9 protein-coding genes are annotated in these 6,000 nt (G+C 68.9%); 7 read left to right on the top strand and 2 right to left on the bottom strand.

Going from position 1 to position 6,000, the window contains the following annotated elements; genetic code table 11:
* Positions 1–815: 815 nt before the first annotated feature.
* Positions 816–1,517: an HAD hydrolase-like protein gene (locus AB0E14_RS11660; protein WP_362415090.1), complete on the bottom strand. Its 702-nt coding sequence runs from the start codon at positions 1,515–1,517 to the stop codon at positions 816–818.
* Positions 1,504–2,370 carry a winged helix-turn-helix domain-containing protein gene (locus tag AB0E14_RS11655; RefSeq protein WP_362415088.1) on the bottom strand — a complete coding sequence of 289 codons (867 nt, stop codon included), beginning with the start codon at positions 2,368–2,370 and terminating at the stop codon, positions 1,504–1,506. Before AB0E14_RS11655 ends, AB0E14_RS11660 begins: the two co-directional genes overlap by 14 nt.
* Before the next feature lie 152 nt (positions 2,371–2,522).
* Between AB0E14_RS11655 and AB0E14_RS11650 the strand changes: the two genes are divergently transcribed.
* The 7 genes from AB0E14_RS11650 (at position 2,523) to AB0E14_RS11620 (ending at position 5,979) form a co-directional block, all read left to right on the top strand.
* Entirely contained in the window at positions 2,523–2,852 is a 330-nt protein-coding gene (locus AB0E14_RS11650; protein ID WP_362415086.1) for a hypothetical protein, read from the top strand.
* 2 nt (positions 2,853–2,854) lie between these two features.
* Positions 2,855–4,216, top strand: a complete 1,362-nt coding sequence (locus AB0E14_RS11645) for an FtsK/SpoIIIE domain-containing protein (RefSeq protein ID WP_362415084.1) — start codon at positions 2,855–2,857, stop codon at positions 4,214–4,216.
* Positions 4,217–4,301: 85 nt separating this feature from the next.
* Positions 4,302–4,460, top strand: a complete 159-nt coding sequence (locus tag AB0E14_RS11640; RefSeq protein WP_362415082.1) for a hypothetical protein — start codon at positions 4,302–4,304, stop codon at positions 4,458–4,460.
* Positions 4,461–4,535: 75 nt separating this feature from the next.
* Positions 4,536–5,237, top strand: coding sequence for a DUF2637 domain-containing protein (locus tag AB0E14_RS11635; RefSeq protein ID WP_362415080.1), 702 nt, complete (start codon positions 4,536–4,538; stop codon positions 5,235–5,237).
* 13 nt (positions 5,238–5,250) lie between these two features.
* Entirely contained in the window at positions 5,251–5,442 is a 192-nt protein-coding gene (locus AB0E14_RS11630) for a mobile element transfer protein (protein WP_362415078.1), read from the top strand.
* A gap of 19 nt (positions 5,443–5,461) precedes the next feature.
* Positions 5,462–5,620, top strand: a complete 159-nt coding sequence (locus tag AB0E14_RS11625) for a hypothetical protein (protein WP_362415076.1) — start codon at positions 5,462–5,464, stop codon at positions 5,618–5,620.
* A gap of 11 nt (positions 5,621–5,631) precedes the next feature.
* Entirely contained in the window at positions 5,632–5,979 is a 348-nt protein-coding gene (locus tag AB0E14_RS11620) for a SpdD-like protein (protein WP_362415074.1), read from the top strand.
* The last annotated feature ends 21 nt before the right edge of the window (positions 5,980–6,000 follow it).

Raw genomic sequence — 6,000 nt, 5'->3', positions numbered from 1 at the left:
GCCGGGGGGGGGGGTGGCGGGGGGGGCCTCACTGGGGGGCCGGCGGGGGCGCCGGGCCGCGCGCGCCGCGCCGTGCGCGGCGGGTGCCTTGATGAGGTAGAGAAACCTGTAACAGCTCCCTACCGACTGGACTGGCGCGAAAGCAACTCCGAAACAGAGCACGAAAGGTCCCCTAAACGGAGCACGAAAGCGGCCCCGAATCTGGGTGCGCACTGACCAGTACGCTACCGTGTGGGTACGACGATGACTTAAGCAAGCATCGTCGGCGCTACACGACGAAGGGCCCGAGCCGGTTGCCGCCAGCTTCGGACCCTCGCGCCGCGTGGTGATGACTACCGAGCCCGGCCGTCTAAGCATCGGCCGGGCTCAGTCATGTCTGAGCGCTGCCGTACGTCCGGTGTCACGGTTTCCTTCGCCAAGCCGAAGCTAGGCGTTCTCCACCACCCACTTGATGATCATGGCGACCACGGGTGCCCAGTCGACCAGAATCTGACCCCAGTTCAGGCGATTCCGGTCCTGCTGTTCCTGCTGCTCGGCCTTGTTCATCCGCGCTCCTCTCGGTTTGCCTCAAGTGGCCCTGGATCCAGGGCATCCGCCGGATGGCGGAGCACGTTGAGAGGCAACTCGTAGGAGCGACCACCAGCATAAGAGATGCGGGCGCCCGCGACAGACCGGGGACCACAACTCCTGTGCTGCTGCTGCAATCCAACCACCAGATCTGGTGTTGTCCCGTTTTTCGGGCAGTTCGCGCGTGTCGGCGTGTCGGCGTGTCTGCCGGGATCGGACCACTCCGTCGTGTATGTCCTCAGAGTGAGCTAGGAGACCTGTCCTGGGAGGAGTGCGTCGGCGATTGCCTGCATGTCTTGGGTGACGGCTTCGGCCTGCGCTTCGGTGAACAGGTTGGTCTTGTGAGCCTTGTTGGCGTAACCGATGACCGTCGTGCCGGCTGCGTGTGCGGCCTGGATGTCCGTGAGCGAGTCGCCGATCAGGGTGCAGGTCGTGACGTCCACGTGCATCTGCTCCGCTGCCGTGATGAGCGGGAACGGGTTCGGCTTCATCAGGTGCGGCTGCGCGGAGGGGCGTCCCACGATCTCCATGACGTACTCGCCGAGCCCGTGAAGATCCAGGAATGTCCGTACGCAGTCGGTGGAGTTGTTGCTGACCACGGCGACTCCTCGGCCTGCCGAACGCGCCGCCTGAAGCGACTCCACCGCCCCTGAAGTTGGCTTGCCGGCAACCGCGACCGCCCGAACCTCGGCGGCGGTCAAGGCCCGCTCGATCTTCTGCCCAAGCTCGGTGTCGGCTTCGTGCGCGATGCGCAGGACCTCGATCGGGTCGTCAGTCTGCGCGGCCTTCGCGCCCGCGGCTTCATCTTGGGCGGAGAGCAGGGCGGTCAGTCCTTGGGCGACCGACGGCGCCGGCAGTCCGGCGAACACGTCACAGATGGGTCCGTCGAAGTCGAAGAGGATGACTCGGGCGTTCGCCAGGGTCTCGGCGAGCGGGTCAGCGTGCGTCAAGGTCGAAGTCCCTTCCGATGGTCTCCCAGACGCTGTCGAACCACATGCGGGCCTGTTGCACCTGCTGCGCTCCGCTGGAGGCTTCGCCGTCGTTAATCGAGTGGTGGAAGAGCGTGGTGTCCTTGCCGACGAGGTCGTAGATCTCGATCGTTTCGCCCTGGGCGACCACCTTGTTGGGGCGGATCGGGTAGTACCCGAAGAACGCGTCCTCGTTGTTGATCACGTAGAGCTTGAAGAACTGGGTGCCGCTGTGGACGCGCACGTTGATCTCGGTCTCGGCCACGAGACCTAGGTGGCCCAGCTCGGCAATGGCGTCCCGGATGCTGCGGGTGTAGCTGAGCATCATCTCGTGCATGCGGTCGCGGAGCCGCTTGTCGTCCGCCCCGTCCTCCATGCGCACGGGCGCGGCCTGCGGCACGGACATGTCCGGGACGAGTATCCGCATGCTGATGCTCGACGGGGTGAGCCTGCCGACGCGGATCTTGTCGAGCGGTTCCTGAAGGGCGCCGTGCAGGGTCTCGCTGGAGAAACCGGCGAAGTCGATGGTGACGTGGTCCTTGGCGAAGGCCTGTTCAACGTACGGCCGAAGTCCGGCCGGCCTCTCGGTCCGGTTGCGGACGTAGACACCGCTGCCCTTGCGGGAGACCACGAGTCCTTCGTCTTCGAGGTCCCGTAGCGCGCGCTGGATCGTCGCCCGCGCGAACCCGTACAGCTCCGTCAGCTCCTTGTGGGACGGGAGCTTCTCGCCGGGGCCCAGCCGCCTCGTCCGGATGGCAGCGCTGAGGCTGCTTGCCACCTGCTCGTAGGGGGCTCGGTCGTCGTCTGGGTCTAGGGGCTCGGGGACGAAGGTCATGGGTCGATGGTAGGCGAGTGAGCTAGGTCAGGACAGTCATGACAGTCATGTTGTTGACATGGCTAGCCATCTCCCCTAACTTCGAGATGTGACCAACCAGGTTAGCCAAGTTGGTCATCTGGCTTCTACTGGCATCTCTGAGGGAGAAACTCATGCCGTCGTTCAAGGTGGACACGTCGACCGCTGTGGTGTTCGTGGCCACGGCCCCCGTGCCGAAGCTCGTGAGCAAGCAGACCGGTGAGCGTGCCGTCGACCGGGAGACCGGTGCGAGTCTCTCGACGGTGGGCCTGCTGATCTCGGACGAGGGGGAGGGCAACCTCTACCAGGTGACCGTGCCGGAGACGGGTCTCCCGGCGGGTTTGGCGCCGGGTATGCCGGTGTCGGTGATCGGGCTGAAGGCGCGGGACTGGGAGAACACGTTCAACGGCCAGACCCGGCACGGCATCTCGTTCCGCGCGGTCGCCCTCACGGCCGGAGCCTGAGCATGAACGAGACCGCGTTAACGGTCGCGTTGGCGCTGGTCGCCACGGTGGCGCTGGTGCTGCGGTGGCAGCGGCCGGCCTGGTACTGGATGACCTTCGGCATCACGTTCGCCGTCGCACGGGTCCTCGTCCGGTATTCCTCGGTCATGGAGGCGTGCGGGCTGACCGTCCCGCCCTCCCGCTTCCGCCTCGCGCTCGCCCGGATTTCGAACCGCCCCATCCCTGAGCCCCGGGCCCCTCGGATCCTGCGGCTCCGGCCAATCCGCACCGGTCTGGTGCTGCGACTGAAGCTGCGGCCGGGGCAGGACGCGTTCGACTTCTCCGCCGCGTCGGACCGGCTTCGGCACTCGTTCGTCATGCAGAACGTCACTGCCCGCGAGATCCGTTCGGGTGTGGTCGAGCTGCGGATGACCGGTTACGACGTCCTCAAACGGGTGCAGATGCCCGCCGTGGCCGGTGGTGGGGTGATGCGGGTTCCGGTGGCCATGCGGGAGGACGGGGAGGTCTACTACCGCGACTACCGGCAGAGCCCGCACGCGCTGAACGTCGGCGCTACCCAGTCCGGGAAGTCGGTCTATCAGCGCAACCTCGTCGCCGGCCTCGCCACGATGGATGTCGCGCTGGTCGGGATCGACTGCAAGCAGGGTGTGGAACTCGCGCCGCTTGCTCGGCGGTTCACCGCTCTGGCCGACAACCCCGACTCCGCTGCCGAACTCCTCGATGCGCTCGTCGAGCACATGGCCGGCGTCTATCAGCTCATCCGCCGCGAGCAGAGGCTGAGCGCTGACGTCCCGGACGCGGAGATTACCGCCGACATCTGGGATCTCCCCGACCACCTGCGCCCGACCCCGATCGTCCTCGTGGTCGATGAGGTTGCCGAACTGGCCCTGTTCGCGACGAAGGAGGAGGAGAAGCGCCGGGACCGGATCATCACGGCCCTGGTGCGGCTCGCTCAGCTCGGCCGCGCGGCGGGGATCTATCTGGAGATCTGCGGTCAGCGTTTCGGCTCGGAACTCGGCAAGGGCATCACGATGCTCCGGGCCCAGCTCACCGGCCGTACCGCGCACCGTGTCAACGACGAGACCAGCGCGAACATGGCCTTCGGTGACATCGCCCCGGACGCTGTCCTGGCCACGATCCAGATCCGTACCGACCGGCCGGGCACCGCCGTTGCCGGTGACTCCTCCGGGGGCTGGGTCCGCATCCGAACCCCGCACCTCACCCTCCGTCGCGCCGTGAACATCGCGAACGCCCACGCACACCGCACCCCGGAGATCCCGGCCCTGGAGGCCTTCCGGCCCGTCCTGCCGAGCCTGGTCAAGGTCCCGGCCCCGGCGGTCGAAACCGCCCCCGCCCCGGCCTGACCCTTCCCTGCCCCACGGTTGGCGTGACCTCCTCGCGCCAGGTCCCTACCCCTCCCATGCCTGAACCCGGAAGGAAGCGTCTGCCATGGCCGCTCGCAGGAAGCCCGCGCCGAAGAAGTGCCCGGACTGCAAGGGCACCGGAGAGACCGCCGAAACCGTCCAGGTTGGCGCCCGCAAGCGCCGCGACACCGAACACCGGCAGGCCGCCCTGTGCCTGTCCTGCTTCGGCACCGGCCAAGCCTGACCCGCCGGGACCGGGCGGCCGGCCACCTGAGCCCCGCCCCGTCCTGGCCCCAACCACCTTGGAAGGAGGAACCCCGTGAAGCGCTCGCCCGTCCGCGTGGACGCCGTTCTCGTGCAGGCCGTGATTGCCGGGGCCCTGTCCTTCGCCCACCTCCACGACCTCGCCGCAGCCGCCGGACAGACCGGCTGGAAGGCCTGGGCCTACCCCGTCTCCGTCGACCTCCTGCTCGTCGCCGCCTGGCGCCGACTGCGGACACTGCGGGCCGCCGGCGCCTCTGCCCGGGCAGCGTGGACCTGGTTCGCCGTCGCGCTCGCCGCGTCGCTCGGCGCGAACGTCGCCACGGCCGGCCTCCTCGACCTCGGGGACGTGCCCGACTGGCTGCGCATCCTCGTCGCCGGATGGCCCGCCCTTGCCTTCCTCGGCGGCACGCTCCTCGTCCACACCCCACCCCCGTCCGAGCAACCGACCACGGAGACGGCCGAGCCCGCGCCGGTCGACGCGGTCATAGAGCGGGACGGCACTGCCTCTCTGGAAGCCGAACCCCTGCCTGTTCCCGCGCCCGCTCTGCCCGCTGTCGACCCGGAGCCGACACCTGCTGCGGGCCCGGCACCCGCACCGCCTGCGGTTGCTGTGCCGCCTGCCCTGGTCACCCACGCCCGGAAGCTCGCCGACGACCACCACGCCCGTACCGGCTCGCCGATCGACTCCGACACCCTGCGCGCCCGCCTCGGTGTCCCGCCCCTGATGGCCGACGCCATCGCCGCCCAACTCGCCTGAAGGAGAACGCCTGATGCCCGCTCGCGATCACTTCCACTCCGTGATGCGGATCGGCCCGGTGCAGATCGGCACCCACCGCGACCGCCACGGCCGCACCAAGCACACCGCCGCCTGCACCGCCGACGGGTGCGGCTGGTCCGCCGACTACTCCAACCAGTCCGCCGCCCAGCTCGCCGCCCGCACCCACCGCTGCCAGCCCCGCTAACCGCGAAGGAGACCGCGTCATGGACGTTCCGCTCTGGCTCGCCCTGATCGTCGTCGGCGCCCTCGGCATCAAGCTCATCCGCCCGCCCTGGTGGCTCGTCGCCGTGATCCTCCTCGGCGGCTACCTCCTCGCCGACAGCTTCCTCGCCCCCGCCATCGACACCGCGATCACCAAGTAGGGAGAACCGCCATGCTCCGACCGCACGTCCCGGTCAACCCTCTCCCGACCGGCATCGTCACCCCGCCCGCCCACCCGGCCACCGCGACCGACGTCGAGCCCCACCAGGCCGCCCAGCCGGCGTCCTGCCAGCACGACCACGCCCCCGCGCCCGTTCCGGCCGCGCCCCGGTTTCAGGCGCCCGCCGTTCGTCTCACCCCGACCGGTCTCGTCACGGTCGTCGCCGGCGGCGCCGGACTCGTCCTGATCGTCGGCACCGTCCTCGTCTCGCTGCTCCTCGCCGTCGCGATCAGCGCCGTCTCGGTCGCCGTCTGCGCCGTCGTCCTGCGCTCGCTCCTCAACGGCCAGCACAACCGCTGACCGGCCCCCGGGCGGCCTCAA

It is taken from the genome of Streptomyces sp. NPDC047981, assembly GCF_040653315.1.
GTDB lineage: Bacteria > Actinomycetota > Actinomycetes > Streptomycetales > Streptomycetaceae > Streptomyces.
Note: the sequence above shows the minus strand (reverse complement) of the source record. Positions and strands in the feature narration are given on the sequence as shown.

Excerpts from the sequence above, each read along its gene's own strand:
- AB0E14_RS11625 (WP_362415076.1), top strand. The coding sequence starts at position 5,462 with ATGGACGTTCCGCTCTGGCTCGCCCTGATCGTCGTCGGCGCCCTCGGC.
- AB0E14_RS11630 (WP_362415078.1), top strand. The coding sequence starts at position 5,251 with ATGCCCGCTCGCGATCACTTCCACTCCGTGATGCGGATCGGCCCGGTG.
- AB0E14_RS11640 (WP_362415082.1), top strand. The coding sequence starts at position 4,302 with ATGGCCGCTCGCAGGAAGCCCGCGCCGAAGAAGTGCCCGGACTGCAAG.
- AB0E14_RS11645 (WP_362415084.1), top strand. The coding sequence starts at position 2,855 with ATGAACGAGACCGCGTTAACGGTCGCGTTGGCGCTGGTCGCCACGGTG.
- AB0E14_RS11650 (WP_362415086.1), top strand. The coding sequence starts at position 2,523 with ATGCCGTCGTTCAAGGTGGACACGTCGACCGCTGTGGTGTTCGTGGCC.
- AB0E14_RS11655 (WP_362415088.1), bottom strand. The coding sequence starts at position 2,370 with ATGACCTTCGTCCCCGAGCCCCTAGACCCAGACGACGACCGAGCCCCC.
- AB0E14_RS11620 (WP_362415074.1), top strand. The coding sequence starts at position 5,632 with ATGCTCCGACCGCACGTCCCGGTCAACCCTCTCCCGACCGGCATCGTC.